The organism is Niallia circulans NBRC 13626 (genome assembly GCF_001591585.1).
GTDB classification, from domain to species: domain Bacteria; phylum Bacillota; class Bacilli; order Bacillales; family Cytobacillaceae; genus Niallia; species Niallia circulans.
The window spans coordinates 34026-59190 of sequence record NZ_BCVE01000011.1 but is presented as its reverse complement, the minus strand read 5'-3'; the positions used below and the strand labels follow the sequence as shown (position 1 = coordinate 59190).

Genomic DNA, 25165 nt, shown 5'->3' with positions numbered 1-25165 from the left:
ATGTATAAAGTAGGAATTGATGTTGGGGGAACAAATACAGATGCTATTATACTTGATGAAGGTTTAAATTTAATCCATCAAGTAAAAATGCCTACAAGTGAAGATATCGAGTCAGGGATTGTCTCTTCCTTAAAAAGAGTATTAGAAGAAGCAGGGATTGATAGAAAAAAAGTAACCCATGCGATGTTAGGAACTACTCAGTGTACAAATGCTATTGTGGAAAGAAAAAAACTGGCTAAAGTAGGTGTGATTCGACTGGGGTATCCAGCAACGGCCTCTGTCCTTCCTTATACTGCTTGGCCAAAGGAAATGGTCTCTGCCTTAACGGGAGAGTATCATTTAGCCGGAGGCGGGTATGAGTATGATGGACAAGTACTGTCTAGCTTTTCAGAGGAAGAAATACGCTCCATTTTAAAGGAATGGAAAGGAAAAGTAGAAGCGATAGCAGTTGTTGGTGTTTTTTCTTCCTTGAAAAACGATCAAGAACTTCGAGTAGCCGATTTAGTGGCAGAAGTGATGGGAGAAGAAACCCCAGTATCTTGTTCTTCCTTAATTGGTTCTGTTGGATTAATTGAAAGGGAAAATGCAACTATATTAAATAGTGCTTTATTTAAGGTTATTGCAGCAACAAGCAATGGCTTTGAAAATGCATTAAGAGAAGAAGGAATAACAGATGCGCAAGTATTTCTCTGCCAAAATGATGGAACATTGATGTCGATAGAGTATGCTCGAAAATTCCCCATTTTAACGATTGCATGTGGACCAACTAATAGTATTCGTGGGGCATCTTACTTAGCTGGGATTAAAGATGCGATGGTATTAGATGTAGGTGGAACGACATCGGATATTGGTGTCTTAACAGCCGGATTTCCGCGTGAGTCTGCGCTTGCAGTAGATGTGGGCGGAGTCCGAACAAATTTCCGTATGCCGGATATTGTATCCATTGGATTAGGCGGGGGAAGTATTGTCCGAAACGTGAATAATGAAGTAACGATTGGACCAGACAGCGTAGGTTACCGAATTACTGAAGAAGCACTTGTCTTCGGGGGGGGAACACTCACAACAACGGACATTGCAGTACGCTTAGGAGTTGCAGAGATAGGAAATCCAGAATTAGTGAAACATATTGATGAAGAATTCGCTCAACAAGCATACGCGAAAATAGCAGCAATGACGGAAGAAGCAATTGATAAAATGAAAACAAGTAATAATGATGCCACGGTTGTTTTAGTAGGAGGCGGCAGCATCATTATCCCAAGACAGTTAAAAGGGGTAAAAGAGATCATTCATAATGAGAATGGTGCGGTTGCCAATGCAATAGGCGCATCTATTTCGCAAATCAGCGGACAATATGAGCAAATATATATCTATTCACAAACTCCTCGTGATGAGGCGCGAAAAGATGCGGAAGAAAGAGCGAAACAGCAAGCAATATTAGCTGGTGCAAAAGTGGAAACAATTGAACTTGTAGAAATAGAAGAAATTCCGTTAGCATATCATCCAGGAAATGCGACAAGACTAAGAGTAAAGGTAGTAGGAGAACTAACGTAAAGCTAGCTGATTAAAACAATTGGACACTCAGAATAAAGAAAGAGAAAATGATTGCCTCATTTTCTCTTTCTGTTTATATGTGCCATGATATCAGATTTTAAATAGATTCTTTCTTTATTGCCAACATTAAGCGGTTCTAGAATCCCCTTTTTTACACAGTCATGGATATATTGCCGTGTACACCCTAATAACTCGGTAACCTGAGAGGTAGAAACTAATTCTTCTTCTAAAAACTTTCTAAACTCCATATCATTTTTAAATTGAATCATAAAAATCGTCCCAATCTTTATAGTATATTATCGAGTAATTATTCAATACCCAAAATTTTAACGAACTAATCATTTCGATTAAATGAAGATATAGTAAGAATCATAAAAAATGGTCTGATTTTTTTAGAGATTCATTTTCTATTTATCCTAACGAATAAAAGCATATATTTTCCAAAAAGAAATAGATATAATGAGAAGGAGAATTTTTAAATTAAGTATGGTAAAAAGTGGAGGGGAATATGTTCAAAAATAAGTTGGGCAAGGTAAGATCTGGATGGATTATTTTGTTGGCCTTATTGGCTACTACGATAGCACAATTGCTGCTATCAGCGCCAGGTATGATTATTGCTATCATAATTGAATCACAAATTCACCCTAATCTTTCTGATGAGATGATTGATCAAGTATTAGACGGTTCACCGCTCTCGCTTTTGGCACAGGGGTTAGGATTAATTGGCGGTATTGCAGTATTATGTCTTTTATGGAAGTTTGTTAATAAGAAGAGAATTTCAGAAATGGGATTTAAAAGGCTTTCTCCAGATTTTATTATTGGGTTAGGACTTGGCGCATTGTCTATCGTCATTATCTTTTTTATTCTATTATTCACCCAAAATATAGAGATGGCTAATTCACTTGGTTCACCGGATTTTTCAACCTATACCATTTTGTATCTACTGTTTTTTATTTTAGTCGGTTTTTCTGAAGAATTGACCTTCAGAGGTTATATTATGTCTACACTTACCGATAATGGAAATTCAAAATTGGTAGTATATATCGTTTCATCATTAATTTTTGGGATAGCTCATTTATTAAATCCAAATGTAGCGGCTCTTGGAATTATCAATATTTTTCTTGTAGGACTTTTATTTGCTTATATGTATGATAAGACGAAAAGCCTATGGATGCCAATTGGTTATCATATAACGTGGAATTATTTCCAAGGAAATGTGTTTGGTTTTCCAGTTAGTGGTACCACTCCCTACGGGCTATACGGAATAGATGTTTCTGTGGGAAATGATTGGCTAACAGGTGGTTCTTTTGGGTTAGAAGGTGGTTTTCTAGCAACAATTATGATCATTATTGGGTTTATTGTTACCAAACTATTTACTATGAAAAGATAATTTTAATATACTTTGTCTAGATTTTAATCAATATTGTCATAGAATAATAGAGGAATATGCGTTATAATAAATCGAGCTGCATAATAGCATAATAAAATCCGTTTCGACGGTGGAGGTTCTAGCTACCCTCTTTAAAAAACTAAGAAAAACAGTACTACTTTCTTAGTAGTGCTGTTTTTTCGATATGAAGGAGATTTGCGAAATGAAAAACGAAAAAGCGGTTGTTGTATTTAGTGGGGGTCAAGATAGCACTACTTGTTTATTTTGGGCTATAAAAAATTTCAAAGAAGTAGTAGCTGTAACGTTTGACTATAATCAAAGACATATTACAGAGATTGAATGTGCACAGAAAATCACCGAAGAGCTTGGCATTAAACACCATATTCTTGATATGTCTCTGCTAAATCAGCTGGCGCCAAATGCCTTAACAAGAGACGATATTGCAGTCGAAGATGGCAAGGAAGGAGAGCTGCCTTCCACATTTGTTCCAGGACGAAATTTATTGTTTATGTCGTTTGCTGGTGTATTAGCAAGTCAAATACAAGCAAAACATATTGTAACAGGTGTGTGTGAGACAGATTTTAGCGGCTATCCAGACTGTCGCGATATCTTTGTTAAATCATTGAATGTAACGTTAAATCTTTCCATGGATAACCAATTTGTCATTCATACTCCACTTATGTGGTTAAATAAGGAAGAAACATGGGGCCTTGCGGATGAGTTAGGTGCCTTTGACTTTGTTCGTGAAAAAACATTAACATGCTACAACGGAATTGTGGCAGATGGCTGTGGAGAATGTCCTGCTTGTAAGCTGCGTAAAAAGGGATTAAATGATTATCTCGCTGTTCGAAAGGGGTTATAAGAGAATGCATGACTTTCGAATAGTAGATAGACTGCAAAAATTTGGGGAAGATATTTCCTCTAAGCAATTAAAATATCATTGCAAACGTGTTATGGTTAGTAAAGAGTTTACCTTTGATGCAGCACATCACCTGCATGCTTATGAAGGAAAATGTATGAATCTTCATGGACATACATACAAGGTAGTTTTCGGAATTAGTGGATATTTAGATAACCGAGGATTAATGATAGACTTTGGTGACATTAAAAAAATATGGAAAACCGAGATTGAAATTTACTTAGATCATCGCTACTTGAATGAAACTCTTCCACCAATGAATACAACAGCAGAGAATATAGTATATTGGATCTTTGAAAAAATGGAAGAGGCTTTGAATAAAGATGAGATAAAGCAAGCAGATAATGGGGCGAGAGTAGAATTTGTTCGTCTCTATGAAACTCCTACTAGTTATGCAGAAATGAGAAGGGAGTGGATGGAGAGTGAGTAAAGTACCTGTCATGGAGATTTTTGGACCAACGATACAAGGAGAAGGAATGGTCATTGGCCAAAAAACGATGTTTGTCAGAACAGCTGGCTGTGATTATTCCTGCGCTTGGTGTGATTCTGCCTTTACTTGGGATGGCAGCGGAAAAGAGCTGATTAAGCAAATGCAAGCAGAGGAAATATGGGAGGAACTAGTTCGACTAGGTGGAGACGGATTTTCTTTTGTCACCCTTTCAGGAGGAAATCCGGCCCTCTTGAAAAATCTTTCCTTTCTGGTAAATTTATTAAAGGAAAAGGAAATAAAGATTGGGCTTGAGACACAAGGGAGCAAATGGCAAGATTGGTTTATAGATATTGATGAACTTACTATTTCTCCTAAGCCGCCAAGTTCTAAAATGAATACGGATTTTGACATGTTGGATTCGATTGTGCAAAGATTAAGAAATGCTAATCGAAGTACTCATATTAGCTTAAAAGTTGTTGTATTTTCTGATGAAGATTACAACTATGCCAAAAAAGTGCATTTGCGTTATCCTGATATTCCTTTTTTCTTACAAGTTGGGAATGAAGATAATAAAACGACTGATGATACTAAATTAGTCGAACATTTATTGGCGAAGTATGAGTGGTTGATTGATAAAACCATGCTTGATCATCAATTCAAAAATGTGAAGGTACTTCCACAGCTACATACGTATATTTGGGGAAATAAGCGTGGAGTGTAGATAGTCGGGAAGGATTTTAGGAGGATTTTAGAATGAGTAAAATTAATACTCCTCAAATAGAGGAGGCTATTCGCTTACTATTAGAAGCAGTTGGAGAAGATCCAAATAGAGAAGGATTATTGGATACTCCAAAACGGGTAGCGAAAATGTATGAAGAGGTTTTTTCTGGTCTTACCATCGATCCAAAAGAGTATTTTGAAACGATTTTTCATGAAGACCATGAAGAATTGGTATTAGTAAAGGATATTCCTTTTTACTCCATGTGCGAGCATCACTTAGTCCCTTTTTACGGGAAGGCGCATGTTGCTTATATCCCGAAAGGCGGAAGAGTGGCTGGGTTAAGTAAGCTTGCTCGAGCAATAGAAGCTGTTTCAAAACGTCCTCAGCTTCAGGAACGAATAACGTCCACTGTGGCAGATACTATGATGGAAACACTTGAGCCCCATGGAGTAATGGTCGTGGTAGAGGCAGAGCATATGTGTATGACCATGCGTGGAGTGAAAAAGCCTGGTGCTAAAACAGTTACATCAGCTGTACGAGGTGTTTTTCAGACTGACAGTGATAAACGCGCAGAAGTATTTGCGTTGATTAAATAAGATAAAGCTAGTATTTATTAAAAATCCTGTGAGAGCAGGATTTTTTTATTGGAATTTATTTAAATTAACTTACATTTTTTATAAGAAAAGGGGAACTTTTTGGTTGATAAACTGGTCTTAAAGTATAAAGGGAGGTGGTTAATATTACGAAAATGAATGAGAAGGAAATATATGAATACTTTTTTGAAAAGGTATATAAAGCAACTTTTTACATCCTGAAAAATGAGGAACTAGCGAAAGATGCAACACATGATACCTTTATAAAAGTATTTAAAAATTTAGGGAAAATAAATGATCATTCAAAGTTAAGTGCTTGGATAACTACTATTGCTACAAGAACTGCTATTGATATATATAATAAAAACAATAGACAATCAACACATATGTTTGAAGAAGAAAACTATATTTCAACTACGAATGAATTTAATGATGAGAGAGATGAAATAGAATATTATTTAGCTGATTTACGACCAAAATACAAACAAATATTAATATTAAAATATTTGGATGGTTTATCAGAAAAAGAAATTGCTAATCTACTTTCCCTTAAATTAGGAACAGTTAAATCAAGGATATACCGAGCGAAACAGAAAATATATCGACAGTATCACTCTGGAGGTGAAAGTAAGCTTGAAGAATAATCAAGAAAATGAAAGATTAAAGGAGCAGATAAAGAAGGAATATAACTCCATTAATATACCTAAAGGATTAAAAGAAGAATTATGGACACAGATTTCTGTAACAAGAAAGAAAAGACGAATTTTTTCGAAACTTTTTCCGGTTATAGCTGTAGCTGCGTTTATCATTATATTAATTCCGCTTGGCTTAAGTTTAATATCTTCAGATTCAGCACAAAATCCAAGTGACGGTATTTCAATGAAAGAAGCAGCAGATATAAAAACAATTGAAGCTGTTATAACAAATAACTTTACAGGACCTGATGAGAATTGGTTAAAAATAATGAATGATACGAGTTCGGAAGAAGAGGGAGAAATAAAGGGCTTAAGCGAATATGAAGAGGATTTATTTAAAGAGTATTTTGCAAGTGATAGAGCGTATGTTGAATACGTTTCAAGATATGGGTCCGTAATATGGAATGAACCTGCGAAAAATCATTACACTTTAAGAGTATTGGATATTAATTATGAAAAGACCAGTTCTGATGAGATTATATACAATTTTACGGCAAAAATAGAATATAAGAAAAAAGGCAGTAGTACAGCAAATGTTGGAACAATTACTGGGCAAGCTAATTTAAATGAAGAACATAAAATAGAAGTGATGATGATTGAATATTTTGATCTTATTAATGAATTAGAGTTGAAATAAATAAAAAAGCAAAGCACCTTAGAAGGAGCTTTGCCTTTTTATTATGCCATATTCTCACTAGTATCTATTTCATTCGACTGATACTGTTTTGTATCTAATTCACCAAGTGTTTTACTTGTTACAACACCTGACACCATTGATCCACTTACGTTTAGAGCAGTGCGCCCCATATCAATTAATGGTTCAACAGAAATTAATACCCCAGCCAATGCTACTGGTAAGTTTAAAGTAGAGAGAACGATCAATGTTGCGAATGTTGCTCCTCCACCCACTCCAGCAACTCCAAATGAACTGATCATAACGACAATAATTAATGTCGCAATGAAAGATGGGGATAAAGGATTAATTCCTTGTGTTGGTGCAATCATGACTGCAAGCATTGCAGGATAGATACCAGCACAACCATTTTGGCCAATTGAAACCCCGAAGGATGCAGAGAAGTTAGCAATGGATTCAGGTACACCTAATTTATTCTTCTGTGCTTCAATATTTAATGGCATTGTTCCTGCACTTGTACGTGATGTGAATGCAAAAGTAAGAACAGGCCAAACTTTTTTTAAATATTGTTTTGGGCTGAGTCCCATAATCGCAAGAATAATTAAATGAATAATAAACATTGCAATTAAGGCAACATAGGACGCAATAACAAATTTTCCTAGCTTCACAATTGCATCAAGGTTACTTCCTGCAACTGTTTTTGCCATAAGCGCAAGTATACCATATGGAGTTAATCGCAGTACTAATGTTACAATTCGCATCACTATTGTATGTAATGATTCAACAATTTTTTGGAAGAAAGCTGCTTGCTCTGGATTTTTTCTTCTAATCCCTAGGAATGCAACTCCAACGAATGCCGCAAAAATTACTACCGCAATAGTAGAAGTTGGTCTAGCACCAGTTAAATCTTGAAATGGATTAGCTGGTAAAAAGCTAAGAATTTTCTGTGGTACAGTTGTGCTTTGGACTTCCCCTAAAGATTCTTCTAGTTGCTGTCCGCGAAGTACTTCAGCATCTCCAGCATTTACATCAATTGCTTTTAAGTCAAAACCTGCAGCAGAGGCGATTCCGATTCCTGCAGCTATAGCTGTTGTTAGTAATAATGTTCCGATTACGAGACCACTAATTTTCCCAAGGTTAGCTGATTTTTCTAACTTTGTGAAGGCAGCCACAATAGAAATAAAGACTAGTGGCATAACAATCATTTGTAGTAGTTTTACATATCCGTTTCCAACTAAACCGAACCAATCATTCGTAACCGTGATTACTTCTGAAGTCGGCTCAAAAAATAATTGTAAAATTGCTCCAAATAATACACCCAGTCCTAAAGCGGTAAACACGCGTTTAGAGAAGGATATATGTTTCTTTTGCATATAGAATAGAACACTAAGCAAAATAAGTAATATAATAATGTTTAAAATAGCAAAAAGGTTCAATGCTATGTCCTCCTTTTATTGTAATTCCTATAGGTTAAATAGGGATTGCGTAAATTCTTTAAAAGACTAACACTATTTTCCTCATTTGTAAATATGATTTTTGAAAAAATAAAAATGTTTTTTATGAAGCAAAATGATACTGTTCTGTTAAAATAATAGAAAATAGTTTTTCGGGGGGATAGGATGTTTGCACTAGATTATCAATCTCCAATTGGAGTAATAGAGATAATTGGAACAGAAAAGGCGATCTATTCTATCTTATTTTCAGAGAAAGAGTCACCAGAGAACCAGATAGATGATCAGACACCTCAGGTTTTAATTACATGCTATAAGGAGCTAGATGCTTACTTCAGTGGGAAAAGTCATAATTTTTCTTTTCCAATTGAAATGGGTGGAACTCCATTTCAAAGACAGGTATGGAATGCTTTAACTCATATTCCCTATGCGGCAACGGGATCATATAAGGATATTGCAAGCAGCATCGGTAACAAAAAAGCAGTTCGTGCAGTGGGAAGTGCGAATGGAAGAAATAAACTATGCATTGTCATTCCATGTCATCGAATTATAGGAGCGAATGGAACGCTGACTGGTTATGCCGGTGGTTTATGGCGGAAGGAATGGCTGCTTAGACATGAGCAGAAATGGAAAACTAACACCATATAATAAATCAAGACATAATCCATAAACGGGGGACTTTTCCTTTAGCTAATGTTTATTTTGTAGGTTAATGAAAAGTATCCGATTCTTATTGAATCGGATACTTTTCTGCTTCTCATTTAGAACTAATAAAGCTCTATTGAAGTACCAGCTCCACCTACGCTGTGTACAGTGATAACCACTAATGTTATCCAACCTAATTTACATTATAAATGAAAACGATTTCAAAATCAAATATTGTGAAGTAATGAACTTTTTTTCAGAATATTATTTCTTTTTAGCGAGATGTTTTTTTGTTCGCTAAAATATAGATGTTAATGGAAGAGAATAATTTTCTGCTTTCTGTAAAACTTATAAAAAAAGGAGTGATTTGGATGAACGAACAAAAGGGAGCGAATATGTCTGATTTTGGCCAAATAAATGATAATATGATGGAAGCTGATTCAAATAAGACAAGTGTATCGATTAAGACAAATGTAGATCCTAAAAATGTGCTTGAAGATAATCCTTATTTTGATAAAACAAAAACGTATAGTAAGGAAGAGTTGGAAAAGTTCAAGAAATTTTTTAGGGGATAAATAGAAAAAATTCACCTGTAAATTCATACTGGTAGTGACATACTCCTTGGCAGCTGATGAAAAAACTTGTTAATACATAATATAACAGCTGTAAAGGAGTATTTTTATTCTTAGTCTATCAGAATTATGGAGAGCTTCTTTACTTGCATTTTTATATAGAAAATGATTAAATGTATATACTTGTTTTTTATACTGTATGGTATAAAAAACTTTTATAAAGTGTGATTTAGTTTTTTCCTTATATCTTTGGTCCATAAAAATAATCGTTTATATATATTGTTTGTAAAATAAAAGGGAGGAACGAGCAAATGGGGATTGTAGTTGTAGAAATTTGTGATGGAAGTTTGATCACTTCAATAAATTTAGAAGAAATACTAGAATCTAAATATCCAGAAGTAGCTGTGATTGAAAGCAGCTGTCTTTCCTTTTGTGGAATGTGTGCAAAACGTCCTTATGCAATTGTAAACGGAAAAAGAATTTTTGCAAAAACTACTGAGGAATGTCTTGAATTAATAATGAAACAAATTGAAGCAGAATTAGCTGTATTTGCTTAATAGAAGAAATACTAGAAAAGGGAAGTCTTAAGAATTAATTTCTTGATGACTTCCCTTTTCCTATTAGTTTAAGTTTTTTCTAAGAAAAAGCCTTACAATACTACGAACGAGGAATCATGCTGGGAAACAAACTTTACGACAAACTTACAGTGATTGTCTCCTTCTGTTCGGCAGTATGTTCTCGTAACATCCTTTGCATGGAGAACTTTTTTGAGCATTTCTGTCTCACATCTACAGGCTATTTTAAACTCCTTCGCTACCTCGAGGATAGGACAATTATATTCCGTTATTTCAAAAGTATGGTCGTCCACTTTTGTTAAATCGGCCATATATCCTTTTTCATTTTGGATAGTAATCATTTCTTGCATTTTTTCAGCAGGATCTTTGTCATCCATACGTGAAATATACTCTTTTGTTAGACGTTCTTCCCGTTTATTGAATAATTGCTGAACTGAATCTTTTCCATAAAGTTCTTTAATGTCGTGTAATAAATCGATGCTGATTCCTTCATAACTTTTTGGGAAAAAATGTTCTGCTTTTTCCGCCAATGTAAAGCTTTGAATAGGTCGGCCCATTGGCTGTTTGATAAATTCGGATTGGATTAAATTATCTTTTTCTAATATTGTTAAGTGCTTTCGCACAGCCATATGTGTTATTTTTAGACGATCGGTAAAATCGTTTACCGTTAAGGAGCCCTCTTTCTTAAGAAGATGCAGAATTTTATCTTTTGTCGTTTTTTGTGTTGGGACCATTTTAAACCTCCATTCTATTTCATTGGAGAAAAAAATCTAAATAATTTTAAGGTATAGAAATTAATTATACCAGAAAGTATAAAATGTTGAAAGTAGTTACTTGTACAAGAGTCAGTGCATAAGATTAGCTTAGTTAATAAAAAAAACATCCACCAATTTAGAATAAAGTAATTGCTTTTTTATTATGGATGGTTTATTGTTTAAATATACTTTTTAAACCAAAAAGTATAAAAAACAAAAAATGGAGGAAATACCAATGACTACATATTCATTACCAGCTTTATCATACGAATTTAATGCTTTAGAACCACATATTGACCAGAAAACGATGGAAATTCATTATGGAAAACATCATCAGACATACGTTAATAATTTAAATGCTGCTCTTGAAGGTCAGGATGCATTACAAGCAAAATCCTTAGAAGAGTTATTAAGCAATCTGAATGAGGTACCAGAACAAATCAGAACTGCTGTAAGAAACAATGGTGGCGGGCACTTAAACCACTCCTTATTCTGGGAAGTAATTGCACCAGCTTCAGGTGTGAATACACCTTCTGGTGAATTAGCAGAAGCAATTAATAAAGCTTTTGGAAGCTTCGATGAATTTAAGCAGCAATTTACTGCTGCTGCTACTACTCGATTTGGGTCTGGCTGGGCTTGGCTGGTTGTGGACGAAGTAGGCAGCTTAAAAGTAACAAGCACACCAAACCAAGATAATCCAATTATGAATGGCGAACGCGCTATTTTAGGATTGGATGTATGGGAGCATGCTTACTATTTAAATTACCAAAACAGAAGACCTGAATACATTTCCAATTTCTTCTCTATTATTAATTGGAGTGTAGTTGCGGATAAATTTGCGAATAATAATTAATATGATAGACAAAGATTAAGTGGTTCATGCTTATCTTTAAGCTTGGAGGATACTATGAAGCTTGTAGGGATTTCTGGATCATTAGTTGGTTCCAAAACAGCTAAAGCAGTAAATGAAGTATTAGTTGCTGCCAAGGCACTTGACCCAACGATTCAAGTAGAATTAGTTGATTTAAGAGAGTATGAGATCGAATTTGTTAATGGAGCGCCATTAAGTTATTATAATGATGATACCATTAAAGTGGTCAATACTATTTTGAGTGCAGATGCTCTTGTGATTGGAACGCCAGTATATCAAGCCTCTATTTCAGGGGTATTAAAAAATCTCTTTGATCATCTACCAGTCGATGCATTTAAAACGAAAGTAGCGGGAATGGTTATCACAGGTGGTACGGATAAACATTTTCTTGTAATGGAACATCAATTAAAGCCGATTCTTACCTATTTTAAAGCATTGATTACCGTGCAAAATGTGTTTGTGCATAATGACTATTTTGATGAGGAGAATGAAATTATCGACAAAGAGGTCAAAGAGCGAATGATTAAACTGGCTGAGGAAATTATTTATTTACAACGTTAGTTATCCATTTAGAAATGTCCTAAAAAGGCAGATTCTGCGAAGTAGCAGGTCTGTCTTTTTTACTTATTAAAGAGCACACTGTTTCTCAAAAATCCAATTTGCAAGAAAAAATCACTTCTTCAAATTTTTAAATATACTTGTTAATAATTATGTAATGAAAAGTGTAAGGTTAATGCAAATATTAACTTTGTTAAGGTGGTTAACTATGTGATGAATTAGATTAATAAATATGTTAATTTAATGTCTGAAAAATATATCTAAGTTTATATAAAAGTTATTGACAACGCTTACAGATAATTGTATAAATAACTTATAAGATATATTTTTAAAGGGTGTTTTATAAAAATGTTGTTCTCTATTTTGGGGGAATTCCACACAACGAGAGGCTATCTGTAATAACAACAAACTTTGTAAAAATCGCCTTTTGCTATTAAGTTGTATCATAGTGTCATATAAAAAGGGAGATGAGGAGGAATGCAAAAACAAATAAACTGTTGATACGTTGGTGAAAATGAAAGTAATTCTAAATTAAATGCTACATAAAGAGAACAAAGTAAGTCTACGCTTAAAGTGATAGAAATGCAGATTAGTATTATCCTTTTTGTTTTATAAAAGAAATTAAAAATAGGGGAGAATATAAAATGAAAAAAGTAAAAATATTACTTTCAAGTTTTGTGATTTTCAGTATGTTGCTTTTAGGTGCATGTTCAAGTAGCAGTAACGGTAATGCGGATGGGAAGAAAGAAATCACGTTTATGTTTAGAGGAGGGCCAGATGAGAAAACGGCTTATACAGCAGCGATTAAAAAGTTTGAAGATTCGCATGAGGACGTGAAGGTAAAAATCATTAATACAGATGCAGATCAATATGCTACTAAATTATCTGCTGCTGTTTCCGGTGGGAATGTACCCGATGTTTTTTATCTTGATTCTGGAAGTATCGCAAATTATGTTGATAATGGCATCATTAAAGATATTACAGAAGAAGTTGAGAATGCAGATTTTGATTTAGATAGTATTTGGAAATTTGGTGTAGACATCTATCGCTATGATGGGAAAACTCCTGGTAAGGGTGCCCTTTATGGATTACCAAAAGATATCGGTCCATTTGCGCTAGGTTATAATAAAGACATGTTTGAAGAAGCCGGAATTCCGTTGCCAGATAAAGACAAAGCCTATACTTGGGAGGAATTCTTAAAAATTAGTCAAGAATTAACAAAAGATACAAATGGTGATGGCGAAGTTGATCAATGGGCAAGCGGTTTTAATGCCACGTGGACTCTGCAATCATTTGCTTATAGTAATGGTGCATCCTTTTTAAATGATGCTGGAGATACTGTAACAGTTGACACACCAGAGTTTGCAAGTTCTTTGCAGTTCCTTGCCGATTTAACTAATAAATATAATACAACACCAAATGCTTCACAAGCTGAAACATTGGACACATACCAAAGATGGATGAATGGCGAATTAGCATTTTTCCCAGTTGGTCCATGGGATATGAGTACATATGCCAAACTAGATTTTGAATACGATCTCATGCCGTGGCCATCTGGTACAACAGGTAAATCTGTTGCATATGTTGGTTCCCTGGGATTAGTAGTTTCAGAGACTACAAAATATCCCGATTTAGCGACTGAATTGGCCATTTACTTGTCTGCTGATGAAAATGCCCAACAAACATTATTAGATGCTAAAGTGCAAATTCCGAATTTAATTGATATGGCTGAAGAATGGGCTAGCGATACAGAAACGGTTCCAAATAATAAGAAAGAATTTTTAGATATTGTTCGAGATTATGGTGTTCCATACCCAACTTTCGCTACCTATAACTCCCAATGGTTAGATGAATTCTGGTCGAATATTACTCCCGTAATGCAAGGGAAACAGACTGCAGCCGATTTTGTAAAAGAAATACAGCCTAAAATGCAAAAGCTTTTAGATGAGGCCAATGAACAAGCAAAAATGTCTAAATAAACTAAAATACTAGGATGTCTTTTTACTAAGAGGAGAACTCACCAATTTTAAGTAAAACTTGTTGTGAGGTTCTCTTCTTTTAAGACACCCTTTAATTGCTAAAGAGGTGAGCATATGTCCAGTGTTATAGCTACAAACAGTGAAAAGAATAAAAATCCGAAAATAAAACCTAAAAGTAAGACTAGTAACTTGTATAAGCAAGAGCATAGAGTTGCACTGATGTTTGTGGCAGCTCCAATTATTGGATTTCTATTATTTTCTGTTTATCCATTTGCTTATTCTGTGTATGCATCATTTACGGATTGGAATGGATTGAATAGAATGAACTTTGTCGGCTTAGATAACTTTATTAAACTATTTCAAGATGAATATTTCTATCAAACTCTCTATAATACAGTTTTTTATATGATAGGAATTCCTATTGGATTAGGATTGGCATTGCTGCTCGCAATGGCTTTGAGCAGGGGGCTGAAAGGGACTACTGTTTTTAGAACAATCTACTACATCCCTGTTATCTCTTCTCTTGCAGCAATCTCTATAATGTGGGCATGGGCTTATAATGGAGATTTTGGATTGATTAATCAATTTTTGGATTTATTTGGAATTAAGGGTCCAAACTGGTTAGAAAATACTGCAACTGTTAAACCAGCAATTATCCTTATGGCAGTATGGAAAGGGTTAGGTTATTCGATGCTGCTTTATTTAGCGGCAATTCAAAGTGTTTCGAAAACCTATTATGAAGCAGCTGATCTAGATGGTGCAAATTCTTTCCAAAAATTTAAAAGTATCACATGGCCAATGGTTAAACCGGTAACGTTTTTCTTAGTTATTACAAATATAATTGGCGGATTCCAAATATTTACTGAAATTAACATTATGACCCCGACTGGCGGACCATCTTATAGTGCCGCGTCTATTGTTTGGTATGTATGGCAAAAAGCATTCAAATATTATCAAATGGGATATGGTTCAGCGATGTCACTAATTTTATTTATCTTTATCTTTATCGTAACTGTTATTCAATTCTATTTTAATAGAAAATCAGATTATAGTTTGGATTAAGGGGGTGTATAGCATGAAAAAGCAAAGGAAAATAACAGATATATTTATTTATTTCATTCTCACCATTGGTTCTCTGTTTATGATTGGACCATTATTATGGATGATTACTACTTCATTAAAAGACAAGACTGGTGTATTTGCCTTACCGCCACAATGGATACCAGATCCCTTCCAGTTTGATGCATACATTAAATTATTTCAGCTTGATACTTTGGGATACGGACTTAAAAATACTATAATTGTCTCTTTAACCGTAACTATTATTGGTACCATAACATCTAGTATGGCTGCTTTTGCTTTTGCGAAACTAAGAATGCCTTTTAAAAATACATTATTTTTAATTTTATTAGCTTCTATTATGATTCCTTATCCAATCATTATGATTCCCCAATTCGTAATGTTTTCTAAAATGGGTTGGGTAGATACACTATTACCATTAATTGTGCCAGGTTTATTTGGAAATATTACGATGATTTTCTTCCTTCGTCAATATCTAACCAATGTGCCTTATTCGTTAATTGAAGCAGCAAAGGTGGATGGAGCGGGTTACCTTCAAATTTTCTTTAAATTGATTTTTCCTGTTATTCGTCCGGCGGTAGCGGCACAATTTATTCTTTGGTTCATGGGTGTGTGGAATGACTACTTAGCACCATTAATCTATCTAAATAGTCCAGAGAAACAAACATTACAAGTAGTAATTGCAAACTTAAAAGCAACTTATGCTATTCAAACGGATTATCCATTGATTATGGCAGGTTCTGTTGTCTCTTTACTTCCAGTATTAATCGTATTCTTGATATTTCAAAAACAGATTATTGAATCAGTTGCCTTATCAGGTGTGAAAGGGTAAACAGGAGGACCAAGCTATGAAAATGAAAGAAGAAACAAAACAGGGCTTAGAATTAATAGAATCATACGGATGGGGAACCTTGGGAACCCATGACCCTACGATTATCAAAGAAGATGATTTCTACTATATGTTTTCAACCGATACACATATCGATAATGCGCCAACTGAGGGGGCGCAAATTAGAAAATCAAAGGATTTAATCCACTGGGATTATGTTGGAACTGCGTTAAAGGCTGTTCCTAAAGAGGCTAAAGAGTGGTCCAAGGCATTAGGCTTATGGGCCCCGGAAGTTATTAACTATAAAGGTCGCTATTATATGTATTATTCCGCTTCCACTTTTGGGAGTACGGTTTCTTGTATTGGATTAGCTACTGCTGACCATTTAGAAGGACCGTGGTGTGATCAAGGGATTGTACTTAAAACAAATCCAGAAATTGCAACCCATAATGCGATAGATGCAAATGTAGTAATAGATAAATATGGTGAGTACTGGCTTTGTTATGGATCCTTCTTTGGAGGCATTTACCTTGTCAGACTTAATATGGAAACAGGGATGCCGGTTGCTGATGATGGTTATGGAACATTGCTTGCAATAAGACCAAAAGAAGTAGAAGGTGCGATAGAAGGCGCTTTTATTATCTACAATTCGACATTTGATTATTATTATTTGTTTACTTCTTATGATAGTTTGCATGATAGTTACAATATTCGTGTAGCGAGGTCGAAAGAAATTACTGGTCCTTACGTGGATGTGAACGGTAAAAATATGATAGATACAGAGGATGAACCACATACTATTGGTGTTAAGTTAGTGGGAAGCTATCAGTTTGAACATGATATTGCTTGGATTGGACCAGGTCACAATTCCATTTTTAGCGAAAAGAATAAACAATTTATGGTTCACCATGTTCGTTTAGAGGAATTTTCTCCCTATCATTATGGATTTATACGGGAATTATTTTGGCTAATGAGCGGCTGGCCGGTTGTATCGCCAGAATACTACTATCATACTGAAACACGCAATTATTCTGTTCTGGATCTATTGGGTGATTGGGAATATATTTCTTTTGATGAAGACAGAAGAGTTAAGCATAGTAAAAGGTTTTCTTTAAAAGAGGATAGTCTAACTAAGATTGATTCATTAGGTGATAATCAGTTTACCTTTGTGGATAGAAATTTTGAGTTTGTTATTTTTCCTGTTAAGGATTGGAAAAACAATATAGAGACAATAGCCTTCTCTGGTTTAACAAAATCAGGAGATACTATATTTGGAAAGAGGGTGTAATCTATGGTGTGGTCAAACAAAGTGATGATCGTTCTTGATAGGCTGTTAAGTGTCATCATTCTTAATCTGCTTTGGATTATGGGGAGTATAATTGGGCTTGGAATTTTCGGGATTTTTCCAGCTACCTATGCCCTTAATGTCCTAATTAGAAAAGAGGAGTTTTTCAATGATTTTCCGTCATTTAGAAAGCTTGCGAAGGAATACTTTTCTGCATATAAGCAGAACTTTCTAAAAATGAATGGTGTTGGAATCATTTATTTCCTTGTATTATATGTGCTTTGGATCGATTTACAGCTGGTACGAGGAATGACAGTTGGGGCTGCTATTTTCTATTATCCAGTTCTATGTTTCATTATTTATGTTTTGGCTACTATTCTTTATACATTTCCAATAGCCATATATACGCATGGTACGTTTAAGGAGAAAGCAAAATTAGTATTGAGTTTACCATTATTACTGCCTTTACATACAGTATTTAGTTTACTCTTCTTGTTAGTACTTTTAGCAGTAGCTTATAAGTATAGTATTGTAATACCACTATTTTTAATTAGTACCTATTTTTTATGTGTGGATAAGTTCATATCAGGAGAATTAGTCAAAAAAAGAATTATAAGAGGTTTTGAATAGATACATAGAACGCTAAAGGAATTGTTATTAGATGGAAATCAGACCAATGGCAGATTGAAAGTGATTACATCTGCAGTTCTTAAATTTTTAATCAGATAAGTCTTAAGATAATCACGTCTATGGTTATGGGATAATTTGATGGGAGATAATCTTTTTAGTTTGAAATGTAATGGATAAAAAGGAGAGAGTAAGATGACGAATGTTAAGACAGTTCATTATAACAACCCAATTGTTTTACAAAGAGCAGATCCTTGGGTATATAAACACACAGATGGCTACTATTATTTCACTGGTTCTGTCCCTGGCTATCAGAAAATAGAAGTCCGCAGAGCTAGAACATTAAATGGGCTGAAAAATGGTGAAAGTGCATTTGTTTGGCATGCTCATTCAACAGGCCCATTAAGCTCTTTAATTTGGGCTCCGGAAATTCATTTTATCCGTGGAAAATGGTACATCTATTTTGCCGCAGCAGAGTATGATTACCCTAAAAATGGGATTTTTCAGCATCGTATGTTTGTACTTGAATGCGCTGATGAAAACCCTCTAACTGGAAAATGGATTGAAAAGGGTCAAGTAAAAACGGCTCAGGAAAGTTTTAGTTTAGATGCAACTGTGTTTGAATTGCACGACAAGCTTTATTATGTGTGGGCACAAAAGGAACCGGCTATTCCAGGAAATTCTAATCTATATCTATCTGAAATGGAAAATCCTTGGACCTTAAAAGGGAAGCAGTTATTATTATCTATTCCTGAATACTCTTGGGAGAAAATCGGATTTTTAGTGAATGAAGGTCCTGCGGTGTTGATTAGAAATGGAAAAGTCATCATAACCTATTCAGCTAGTGCAACCGATGAAAATTATTGCATGGGAATGCTTTGGGCCGATATAAATTCCGATTTATTAGATGGATATTCTTGGACTAAATTAGATAAGCCAGTTTTTAGCAGCGCCCCAGAGAATCAACAATATGGACCAGGACATAATAGCTTTACTATTAGTGAAGATGGAAGGGAAGATGTTCTTATCTATCATGCAAGACCATATACAGAAATAGAGGGAGATCCTTTGAATAATCCAGATCGCCACGCGAGGGCACAAGTATTTACTTGGGATGAGAATGGGCTTCCAGTGTTTGGTAAACCGATTAAGGATTAGGAGATATACTAAGAGTCTAAAAAAAGAAAAAGGCTGGGATATAAGTATTAATTAAATTTAATCCCGAACAATTATACGTACACACTAAAAAACATTCGTATAATTGTTTGGGTTTTTTATTTATTTTAAGAAAGAAGCTTTGTGGTAATCTCACGCAGTCTGAATACACCTCGCTTCCCATGGGGCTACGTCTGAGTCTCCGCGTCACTAAACTGCACCCCAATTATTGGACACCACAAGAGCTGGGGTTTTTGTATGGATAAAAGATAACGGTGGAGCATAGAAGGTTGCTTCCCAGCGCAACGTGTGTCTGTAGTGTAATGTAATGGAACAAATTGGTTTCATTATTAATATAGAGATTGTCCGTCTTTAACCATTAATTATCCTAATCTTTTCAAGTATAAGACCAGATATGCATCCTTCAGTTAGAAGGTAAGACTGTCTGTTGCGGCATGGAACTTGTCTTTTACTTGACTTGTTTTTTTAAAAGTTTCTATTTACTTGTCAGTATCTAGTAAATTATGAACGAAACTTGACATCTAGACATAATTCTTTCAATGTATAAAGTAATAAATAATAATAGGTGAATAAAATGGGAATTAAAACGTTATTAATTGCTCCTTATCCTGCTTTGGAGCATGTGATGGAAGAATGCATAAAAGTAGAACCTGAACTTAATATGAAAATTGAATTGGCCAATCTTCAAGAAGCAATTCCAATTGCAAAGGAGGCTGAAAAACAGGGCATTGAGGTTATTATAAGTCGTGGGGGGACTGCTCAATTAATAGAGCAAGAAGTGACTATTCCAGTTGTTGACATACATGTTTCTGGTTATGATATGCTCCGTGTCTTGACCCTGGCAAATGATTATCCAGGCAAGAAAGCGATTGTGGGTTTTTCTAACATTACAATGGGCGCGAAGGCGATAACGGACTTGTTAGAAATACCTATTGAAGTATTTACAATCGAGGATGCTATTGAAGTTGATCCTTTAGTCAATCAATTGAAAATGGATGGATATCAATTAATTATTGGAGATGTTATTACTCGTGATGCGGCCGCTAAATATAATCTAGAAGGAATACTAATACAATCAGGCAGAGAGGCAATATTTGAAGCCATTAAAGAAGTGAAGAGCATCTACCGAATGCTGAGAAAGCAGCGTTTTCAAATGACTATTATGCAAACCATTATAGAGAGACAGTTTTCGGATGTCATTGTAATGAATCGTGATGGAAATATTGTCTATGAAAATTGGAAACGATTTAGTGATTCCCCGCTTTCGGTCAAAAAAATGATAAATATCATTCAACAAAAAAGTGATAGTAAAGAAGAATTAGATATCATTGAAACGAATCAGCATAAACGAGTAAAACAGATGATGGTTCCTATAAAGATAGAAGGGGAACTTCATTATTTATTTGCCTTTTCTTCTATGAAAGATTTAGTACTGGATAACTCCTTACATATTATAGATGTACCAACTCCGCCCGTTATCCTTTCTAAAAGTGATAGTATGAAGAGGTGCATAGAAAAGATTCAAAGTAATCTTAGCAGGAATGGCTGGATACTTATTGGGAAATCTGGCACAGGAAAAAAGTTAATCACCAAATGGATTCATTTCCAAAAAAATAGAGGAAATGGTCTTTTAGCAGTTATGTCTGCCAAAGCATTTATAAATATGAACCAACAGTTGGATCCTGATATAAAAACGATTTATTTGAATGAAATAGAGATGTTAAGCCTGGAAGAGTTAAGGATATTTGTTGGAAAAGTAAAGAGTAATTACAATAATGTCATCACAATTATAATAGCGATGGAGACGTCAGGCATAAATGGGTATACTGCTCTTCCGTATCTCGAATTTATCCGAGTTGATTTACCAATTTTGGTTGAACGTAAAGAGGATATCAGACCATTAGTGACCCACTTTTTAACTGCATTTCATTCTGAATTTGGCACCTCAGCAATCAAGATAAAGGAAGATGCATGGCAAGTATTGGAATCTTATTCTTGGCCAGGAAATGTTGAAGAATTATATATACTTATTCATGATGCTGTTAAGGAAGAAAAAGGGTTTGTAATAGGGAAAGGGTTGATACAACAGCTTCTTGGAGAGAGGTTGAATAAAATGGAAACTATGGATAATAAATATTTACAAGGTACATTAGAGGAAATAGAAAAAAGAATTATTGACGCCGTCATGGAAGAAGAACATTATAATCAAACAAAAGTTGCTGAAAGACTCGGGATTAATCGAACAACTTTGTGGAGAAAACTGAAACAATAACAGTTTCAGTTTTTTTTATTTTATTTTTTTGTTTCATTTTGCAACGTTTTATACTAATTCTATTGTGGTAATAGTTGAAAGCAGTTACAATTTTATTTGTAAACGATTACTTATTATTTAAAATTGAAACATATAAAAAGGAGTGTTAAAATTATGAAGATTAAAGAGACGTTAGAACGGATTCCTGGAGGGATGATGGTAGTTCCGTTGCTAATTGCAGCACTATTAAATACATTTGCTCCAAACCTTCTCAGAATCGGGAATTTTACAGAGGCTTTATTTGTTAATGGATCATCTACTTTAATTGCATTATTTCTATTGTGTACGGGAGCGCAAATAAATGTAAAGTCATTTGGGGTATCTGTTGGGAAAGGGGCTACATTATTAATCACAAAATGGGTTGTTGGTGCAGCCTTTGGATTACTAGCGTATCTATTTGCTGGAGATAATGGTCTTTGGTTTGGTTTAGCTCCTATTGCAGTAATTGCCGCTATGACAAACAGTAATGGAGGATTATTTGTTGCTTTAGTTGGGCAATACGGAAGTAAGGAAGACAGAGCTGCGTATTCCTTATTAGCTCTTAATGATGGACCATTTTTGACAATGGTTGCTCTATCCATTTTTGGTGCAATGGGATTTGTGGACGGTTTATTTTCTATTACTTCTTTTATCTCTGTGCTTCTTCCGATCATAGTTGGGATGGTATTAGGTAATTTAGATGATAAAATGAGAGATTTCTTAGATAGTGGAAGTTCTATGTTAATTCCATTCTTTGCTTTTTCTCTCGGTATGGGCATCAATTTTTCTGCCATTCTTGAAGGTGGCTTGGCTGGTATTATTCTAGGCTTATTAACCGTTTTTGTAACTGGAACTGCTGGTTACTATGTGTTCAAGCTTTTAAAATGGAATCCGATTGTTGGAGCTGCTGAGGGCTCCACAGCTGGTAATGCGGTTGCTACACCTGCTGTAATTGCCGCTGCAAATGCTAGTTTTGCGTCAGTGGTCGATATTGCAACAGTACAGGTGGCCGCATCGGTGGTAACCACGGCAATACTGCTTCCAATCTATGTAGGTTTCTTAGTGAAAAGATTAGAAAAAAAAGGATATAAGTTTGAGGAACAAGGTATCAAAATGTAAGGTAAGGATGTGTTCGACGTGAAAAACAAAATGGGGATTATTTCTGATGATTTAACAGGCGCTAACGATTCTGGTGTGCAGCTGGCAATAAAAAAATTATCTACTAGTGTTGTGTTTGATTATAAAAATTTATCTAAAGATATGGCCTCTGATGTTCTAATAGTAGATACGGACAGTAGAGCGAAAGAGGAAGAGGATGCATATAAGGCAGTAGTAGAGGCAGCATCCTTTCTTAAAAGAAACGGGTATAAACATATTTATAAGAAGGTAGATTCCACGTTAAGAGGCAATTTAGAGGCAGAACTGGCAGCGCTAGAATCTGTTTATAAACCAGATATGATTGTTATTGCGCCGGCCTATCCTAAAATGAGACGTCAAACCATCAATGGACACCATTTTGTAGACGGTAAAATCATTACAGAAACCGAATTTTCCAATGATCCGAAGACACCTGTACAAGAATCGTTTTTGCCAAAGCTTTTAAATTCGAAAAATAACAGGAAAATTACATTGGTTAATAAGGAAGTTTGGCACAAGTCTAAAGAGGAGATAAACAGTTTTATACAATCATCCTTAGTGGAAGGGAATAAATGGTTTGTTTGTGATGCCGAATCTGAGGAGGATCTCATAAATATTGCTAAACTATTTTCTGAGCAAAATAAATCGATTATTTGGGCAGGATCTGCTGGACTGATAGAATATCTGCCGGGAATGCTGCATTTAATGCCTTCATCAGTAAAAGAACAGGAAGATATGGAAATCCAAACTACTTTGATCGTATCTGGAAGCTTATCTCCCGTAACGAAAAAACAATTATATAAGGTTGATAGACTGCAAGATTCTTATTTTATGCAGGTTGACCCTGTGGATTTAATAAATGGTAGCTATAGGCTGGATGAGTTTATGGAAATAATCCAGCAGAATAAAGAACACAACCATTTTGTACTTTATGTAGAAGCGGATGATGACAATAGAAAGCGTGCCATTGAAGCAGGTAAGATACTAGGATTAAGTAAAAATGATGTTAGTGAAGCAATATCAAATGGATTGGGTATCATTTCAACCCATATAGTAAAAAATGCTCCTTTTATTAAAGGGTTAGTCTTAACAGGCGGAGATACTGCCAAGGCAGTATGTCGTGCGCTGGGAGTAACAGAAATGGATTTATATATGGAAATTGAACCAGGACTTCCTTTTGGAAAAATTAGAACAGAAATGAAAAGCTATTGGGCGGTAACGAAAGCAGGAGGCTTTGGCCAAGAAGATTCATTAATAAAAGCATTAGAGTTTTTAATTAACAATAGAAGGGTGATAGTATGAGTATTGTAAAACCAATTGTAGGGATAACAATGGGAGATGCAGCAGGGGTTGGTCCAGAGATTATTTTAAAAAGTCTCGATAAAGAGGAAATGTATACGATTAGCAGACCGTTGGTAATCGGCGATAGTAAGATTTTGAATAGAGCCAAACAATTTGTTAATAGTGATTTAGCTATCCAAAATATTTCCGTAGAGGAAATTAACGAAATAACCTATGATTATGGCACTGTTTATTGTTTAGATTTAAATTTATTGGATGAAACACTTCCGGTAGGAAAAGTGGCTCCAGAAGCTGGGAATGCGGCATTTCAATATCTTGCTAAAGCCATTGAGCTTGCAAAAGAAAATAAAATCCATGCAATATGTACAGCACCATTAAATAAAGAGGCATTGCACAAAGGGGGACATAAATATCCAGGCCATACAGAAATCTTAGCTGATCTTACTGGTACTCAAGATTTCTCTATGATGCTGTCTGCTCCGAATTTAAAAGTTATTCATGTTACAACACATGTTGGAATTCTTGATGCAGTTAAGATGATTAATCCCGAACGTGTCTATCATGTTATTAAACTTGCTCATGATACTTTACAAAAGGCAGGTATTTCTAATCCGAAAATTGCTGTTTGCGGCATTAATCCACATGCTGGTGAAAATGGATTATTTGGTTATGGAGAAGAAGAAGAAAAAGTAATTCCTGCTGTAGAAAGAGCACAAAAAGAAGGGATAGAAGCAGTAGGCCCACTTCCGGCAGATACATTATTTTTCCGTACTGTACGTGGGGATTTTGATATTGTAGTAGCAATGTATCACGACCAAGGACACGGTCCAGTGAAAGTACTAGGATTAGATGCCGGAGTGAATATTACCGTTGGTTTGCCAATTATTCGAACAAGCGTAGATCATGGAACGGCATTTGATATCGCAGGTAAAGGGATCGCAGATGAAAAAAGCTTAATGGAAGCAATGCGACAAGCTGTAGAACTAGCTCCTAAATGATAAAGAAAAAGAAGATAAATTTATTAGCTTGTTAGTGTATTAGATAGACAAATATGGCCGGAATTTTACCTTAACATCATCATTCAGTAATTCTAATCATCG

Annotated in this window: 26 protein-coding genes and 1 riboswitch; of the genes, 23 read left to right on the top strand and 3 right to left on the bottom strand. The window is 35.0% G+C overall.

What is annotated here, in order from left to right; genetic code table 11:
* A complete protein-coding gene (locus BCI01S_RS14680) occupies positions 1 to 1551 on the top strand; it encodes a hydantoinase/oxoprolinase N-terminal domain-containing protein (RefSeq protein WP_061799660.1) in 1551 nt (516 codons plus the stop codon).
* Positions 1552 to 1607: 56 nt separating this feature from the next.
* Here BCI01S_RS14680 and BCI01S_RS14675 read toward each other — a convergent pair whose 3' ends face one another.
* The gene (locus BCI01S_RS14675; protein WP_047941540.1) at positions 1608 to 1820 is read right to left on the bottom strand and encodes a helix-turn-helix transcriptional regulator; all 213 of its coding nucleotides are present in this window, start codon (positions 1818 to 1820) and stop codon (positions 1608 to 1610) included.
* 239 nt (positions 1821 to 2059) lie between these two features.
* On the opposite strand from BCI01S_RS14675, the gene BCI01S_RS14670 reads away from it, so the two are divergent.
* The 7 genes from BCI01S_RS14670 (at position 2060) to BCI01S_RS14640 (ending at position 6936) form a co-directional block, all read left to right on the top strand.
* On the top strand, positions 2060 to 2941 hold the full coding sequence (locus BCI01S_RS14670; protein WP_047941542.1) for a CPBP family intramembrane glutamic endopeptidase: 882 nt from the start codon (positions 2060 to 2062) through the stop codon (positions 2939 to 2941).
* Positions 2942 to 3047: 106 nt separating this feature from the next.
* Positions 3048 to 3090: riboswitch (PreQ1 riboswitch) on the top strand.
* A gap of 53 nt (positions 3091 to 3143) precedes the next feature.
* On the top strand, positions 3144 to 3803 hold the full coding sequence (queC, locus tag BCI01S_RS14665) for a 7-cyano-7-deazaguanine synthase QueC (protein WP_047941543.1): 660 nt from the start codon (positions 3144 to 3146) through the stop codon (positions 3801 to 3803).
* A 4-nt stretch (positions 3804 to 3807) separates the two neighbouring features.
* Positions 3808 to 4290 carry a 6-carboxytetrahydropterin synthase QueD gene (gene queD / locus BCI01S_RS14660; protein WP_061799655.1) on the top strand — a complete coding sequence of 161 codons (483 nt, stop codon included), beginning with the start codon at positions 3808 to 3810 and terminating at the stop codon, positions 4288 to 4290.
* Entirely contained in the window at positions 4283 to 5011 is a 729-nt protein-coding gene (gene queE / locus BCI01S_RS14655) for a 7-carboxy-7-deazaguanine synthase QueE (RefSeq protein WP_061799649.1), read from the top strand. Before queD ends, queE begins: the two co-directional genes overlap by 8 nt.
* A gap of 32 nt (positions 5012 to 5043) precedes the next feature.
* Positions 5044 to 5607, top strand: coding sequence for a GTP cyclohydrolase I FolE (folE, locus tag BCI01S_RS14650; RefSeq protein ID WP_047941547.1), 564 nt, complete (start codon positions 5044 to 5046; stop codon positions 5605 to 5607).
* 152 nt (positions 5608 to 5759) lie between these two features.
* Positions 5760 to 6248, top strand: a complete 489-nt coding sequence (locus BCI01S_RS14645) for an RNA polymerase sigma factor (protein WP_235844515.1) — start codon at positions 5760 to 5762, stop codon at positions 6246 to 6248.
* Entirely contained in the window at positions 6238 to 6936 is a 699-nt protein-coding gene (locus BCI01S_RS14640) for a hypothetical protein (protein ID WP_061799645.1), read from the top strand. The genes BCI01S_RS14645 and BCI01S_RS14640 overlap by 11 nt, the downstream gene beginning before the upstream one ends.
* A 41-nt stretch (positions 6937 to 6977) precedes the next feature.
* On the opposite strand, the gene BCI01S_RS14635 is transcribed toward BCI01S_RS14640, so the two are convergent.
* Positions 6978 to 8369, bottom strand: a complete 1392-nt coding sequence (locus BCI01S_RS14635; protein WP_047941551.1) for an L-cystine transporter — start codon at positions 8367 to 8369, stop codon at positions 6978 to 6980.
* A 183-nt stretch (positions 8370 to 8552) separates the two neighbouring features.
* On the opposite strand from BCI01S_RS14635, the gene BCI01S_RS14630 reads away from it, so the two are divergent.
* The 3 genes from BCI01S_RS14630 to BCI01S_RS14620 all read left to right on the top strand — a co-directional run bounded on the left by BCI01S_RS14630 (position 8553) and on the right by BCI01S_RS14620 (position 10158).
* Complete coding sequence (locus BCI01S_RS14630; protein WP_061799641.1) at positions 8553 to 9032, top strand: methylated-DNA--[protein]-cysteine S-methyltransferase; 480 nt, start codon at positions 8553 to 8555, stop codon at positions 9030 to 9032.
* A 368-nt stretch (positions 9033 to 9400) separates the two neighbouring features.
* The gene (locus tag BCI01S_RS14625; RefSeq protein ID WP_061799638.1) at positions 9401 to 9604 is read left to right on the top strand and encodes a hypothetical protein; all 204 of its coding nucleotides are present in this window, start codon (positions 9401 to 9403) and stop codon (positions 9602 to 9604) included.
* A 308-nt stretch (positions 9605 to 9912) separates the two neighbouring features.
* Entirely contained in the window at positions 9913 to 10158 is a 246-nt protein-coding gene (locus tag BCI01S_RS14620; protein ID WP_047941554.1) for a YuzB family protein, read from the top strand.
* A gap of 92 nt (positions 10159 to 10250) precedes the next feature.
* Here BCI01S_RS14620 and BCI01S_RS14615 read toward each other — a convergent pair whose 3' ends face one another.
* Positions 10251 to 10910, bottom strand: coding sequence for a helix-turn-helix transcriptional regulator (locus tag BCI01S_RS14615; RefSeq protein ID WP_047941555.1), 660 nt, complete (start codon positions 10908 to 10910; stop codon positions 10251 to 10253).
* A 256-nt stretch (positions 10911 to 11166) separates the two neighbouring features.
* Here BCI01S_RS14615 and BCI01S_RS14610 point away from each other — a divergent pair, with 256 nt between their 5' ends.
* The 12 genes from BCI01S_RS14610 (at position 11167) to pdxA (ending at position 25063) form a co-directional block, all read left to right on the top strand.
* On the top strand, positions 11167 to 11784 hold the full coding sequence (locus BCI01S_RS14610; protein WP_047941556.1) for a superoxide dismutase: 618 nt from the start codon (positions 11167 to 11169) through the stop codon (positions 11782 to 11784).
* Between the two features lie 54 nt (positions 11785 to 11838).
* The gene (locus BCI01S_RS14605; protein WP_047941557.1) at positions 11839 to 12363 is read left to right on the top strand and encodes an NADPH-dependent FMN reductase; all 525 of its coding nucleotides are present in this window, start codon (positions 11839 to 11841) and stop codon (positions 12361 to 12363) included.
* A 641-nt stretch (positions 12364 to 13004) separates the two neighbouring features.
* Positions 13005 to 14339, top strand: coding sequence for an ABC transporter substrate-binding protein (locus BCI01S_RS14600; RefSeq protein ID WP_061799633.1), 1335 nt, complete (start codon positions 13005 to 13007; stop codon positions 14337 to 14339).
* Positions 14340 to 14558: 219 nt separating this feature from the next.
* The gene (locus BCI01S_RS14595) at positions 14559 to 15401 is read left to right on the top strand and encodes a carbohydrate ABC transporter permease (protein WP_047941630.1); all 843 of its coding nucleotides are present in this window, start codon (positions 14559 to 14561) and stop codon (positions 15399 to 15401) included.
* 13 nt (positions 15402 to 15414) lie between these two features.
* On the top strand, positions 15415 to 16251 hold the full coding sequence (locus tag BCI01S_RS14590) for a carbohydrate ABC transporter permease (protein WP_047941559.1): 837 nt from the start codon (positions 15415 to 15417) through the stop codon (positions 16249 to 16251).
* Between the two features lie 16 nt (positions 16252 to 16267).
* Positions 16268 to 17536 (top strand): arabinan endo-1,5-alpha-L-arabinosidase, encoded by a 1269-nt coding sequence (locus BCI01S_RS14585; RefSeq protein WP_201781386.1) that lies wholly within the window; start codon positions 16268 to 16270, stop codon positions 17534 to 17536.
* A 3-nt stretch (positions 17537 to 17539) separates the two neighbouring features.
* Positions 17540 to 18163 carry a YesL family protein gene (locus tag BCI01S_RS14580; protein ID WP_047941560.1) on the top strand — a complete coding sequence of 208 codons (624 nt, stop codon included), beginning with the start codon at positions 17540 to 17542 and terminating at the stop codon, positions 18161 to 18163.
* A 192-nt stretch (positions 18164 to 18355) separates the two neighbouring features.
* Positions 18356 to 19318: a glycoside hydrolase family 43 protein gene (locus BCI01S_RS14575; RefSeq protein ID WP_047941561.1), complete on the top strand. Its 963-nt coding sequence runs from the start codon at positions 18356 to 18358 to the stop codon at positions 19316 to 19318.
* A gap of 592 nt (positions 19319 to 19910) precedes the next feature.
* Complete coding sequence (locus BCI01S_RS14570) at positions 19911 to 21608, top strand: sigma-54-dependent Fis family transcriptional regulator (protein ID WP_061799626.1); 1698 nt, start codon at positions 19911 to 19913, stop codon at positions 21606 to 21608.
* A 153-nt stretch (positions 21609 to 21761) separates the two neighbouring features.
* On the top strand, positions 21762 to 22745 hold the full coding sequence (locus BCI01S_RS14565; protein ID WP_047941563.1) for a 2-keto-3-deoxygluconate permease: 984 nt from the start codon (positions 21762 to 21764) through the stop codon (positions 22743 to 22745).
* Positions 22746 to 22763: 18 nt separating this feature from the next.
* A complete protein-coding gene (locus BCI01S_RS14560) occupies positions 22764 to 24065 on the top strand; it encodes a four-carbon acid sugar kinase family protein (RefSeq protein ID WP_144544401.1) in 1302 nt (433 codons plus the stop codon).
* Positions 24062 to 25063, top strand: coding sequence for a 4-hydroxythreonine-4-phosphate dehydrogenase PdxA (gene pdxA / locus BCI01S_RS14555; protein WP_061799620.1), 1002 nt, complete (start codon positions 24062 to 24064; stop codon positions 25061 to 25063). The genes BCI01S_RS14560 and pdxA overlap by 4 nt, the downstream gene beginning before the upstream one ends.
* The last annotated feature ends 102 nt before the right edge of the window (positions 25064 to 25165 follow it).